3 protein-coding genes are annotated in these 1,838 nt (G+C 45.2%); 2 read left to right on the forward strand and 1 reads right to left on the reverse strand.

The window, feature by feature from the left end:
- Both F6K38_RS44715 and F6K38_RS40905 read left to right on the forward strand, forming a co-directional pair.
- Positions 1-331, forward strand: a 331-nt coding sequence (locus F6K38_RS44715) for a hypothetical protein (RefSeq protein WP_502709663.1), incomplete at its 5' end; no start/stop codon positions are given.
- Between the two features lie 6 nt (positions 332-337).
- On the forward strand, positions 338-547 hold the full coding sequence (locus tag F6K38_RS40905) for a hypothetical protein (RefSeq protein ID WP_044493724.1): 210 nt from the start codon (positions 338-340) through the stop codon (positions 545-547).
- On the opposite strand, the gene F6K38_RS40910 is transcribed toward F6K38_RS40905, so the two are convergent.
- Positions 544-1,809 carry an eCIS core domain-containing protein gene (locus tag F6K38_RS40910; RefSeq protein WP_081431958.1) on the reverse strand — a complete coding sequence of 422 codons (1,266 nt, stop codon included), beginning with the start codon at positions 1,807-1,809 and terminating at the stop codon, positions 544-546. The genes F6K38_RS40905 and F6K38_RS40910 overlap by 4 nt on opposite strands.
- Positions 1,810-1,838 lie beyond the last annotated feature (29 nt).

Raw genomic sequence — 1,838 nt, forward strand, 5'->3', positions numbered from 1 at the left:
AGCTTTTGTCTCCTGTTTTGTGGCGCGACGAGCAGAAATTAGTCGAATCACCTCACCGCGCATGGTATATACAACGACCAATGGTAATCCAGAGTTTCCTATTCCCGCGCTCGATGAAACGTTCTTCGGTAATCGAATCTGGATCAATGTCATGAATGGCAAGGGGATCGAAAAACACCATTTCAGCTTCCGCAAACGAAACACCATGCTTTTGCCAATTGGTTTTTGCTTTACTGGGATCATATTCCAAGGTCATACATATATTATATGTATAACCGATTGTCTTGTCAAGATTCATGTCGAGGCGTGGCAAGCCTTAAATGAAGCTTAATGAAAAATGGTACGATTCCGATTTTTCAAGGCTTTTACTCAAAAATCTATGCACTATTTTATGCTGGCCACGACAGTAGGGTGGGCAAATTATGTAGGTTTGGCAATTTCATCTTTGTGTCATGTCCATTTGCCCACCCTACAAGATCTGGTACCTTTCCGCCCCAATGGCGATGTAATCCTTCCCTTTCAAGCCATCAGCATCTATCTGTTCTAATCGAGCTTAGCATTTCCTACACCAAAGATCATAGGCTTTCCATCATTATCCTTATCCATTTTTAACCACACTGTGCCTTTACCGTTTTTCGTTAAAGTTGGGTTGCTTTTATGTACCTGCGTAAACTGTACATCTTTTACGCATAATATATTCATTTTATTCACCGGATATTCAACTATTTCGGAACGATCCGTTCTCTCAACAATTCTCAACAGGTTGGTATATTCCTCAGATGAGAATACTGTATTATATGATCCACTGATATTATCTCGATTATCCGTGTGCTGCTGCGCCGTTTTTCCTGGTAAACTTACATGTCTGCTCATGAATCCCATGGCTGTTTTACCTACATTTCCAATCGCCTCCCTCAATACACGCCCCCCTCTAAACATCCCTTGGATTACACCGATCTGGGCATTCTTGGGGTCTAAGTACTGCTTGGATGATGATGTTGGGGGGTTGTATCCAACATTTGCTGTATCCCTATAGTAAGATTGTCGTGCCGGTGCTTCTCCCTCTCTATTGATTTCGGGACATCGTTCATTGCTTTCGGCGGGTTTGTACCAATGGATTGCTAAATCTTGCCTGCTTTGGCTGTGCGCTGGATACATGTTTTTCGTTTCCCATGGCCTGATTTGTTCCTTTCTCTGTCTTACACCACTACTACTTGTCTGCTGCACCACATGGGTCAACTCATGGGCTATCAACTCCTGCCCCCCCCTACTCTTAGGCTGATACGCTCCCTGCCTAAAAAACACATCCTGCCCCGTCGTAAACGCCTTCGCCTGTATCGACTGATTCAACTGATCCGACTGAGCATCCGTATGCACCCGCACCCCACTAAAATCCGCCCCCATCGCCTGCTCTAGCGGTTTTCTTATCTTGTCGGACAGTGGCTTTCCCCTTCCTCTTGCTTCCTTTATGGAACCTTCAAAATTTTGAGGTGCTAACGTTCCACCTGTTAACCCTTTCCTCTGAATTTCTTGTTTTGGCCTACCCAACTCTTCCTCTTCAATAATCCGTGGAGAATTAATCTGCTGTACTACCTGACGCGCTACTCGATCTGCCTCTTGCTCGTATTTATCACCAGGCTGTCCTATAGTTAGCTTTGCTTGCAGCCCGATTTCATACCATCCCGTGTCGGGCACGTATTGTCCCGTTTCTAGGGAGTGCATCACATTAGCCATTCTACTGCCCCATTCCCCGACCGCCTCTTCCGCGTTCCAATCCCTGTCCTCTTCATGTCGTCTTCTAGAACCCATCACTCTGGAGTCTTTCTTTTTTTGAGCAT

This window comes from Moorena sp. SIO3B2, assembly GCF_010692525.1.
In the GTDB taxonomy this organism is placed as follows: Bacteria; Cyanobacteriota; Cyanobacteriia; order Cyanobacteriales; family Coleofasciculaceae; genus Moorena; species Moorena producens.

What these genes read in the sequence shown, in the direction of transcription:
- F6K38_RS40905 (WP_044493724.1), top strand. Translation starts at nt 338, where the DNA reads ATGGTACGATTCCGATTTTTCAAGGCTTTTACTCAAAAATCTATGCAC.
- F6K38_RS40910 (WP_081431958.1), bottom strand. Translation starts at nt 1,809, where the DNA reads ATGGGTTCTAGAAGACGACATGAAGAGGACAGGGATTGGAACGCGGAA.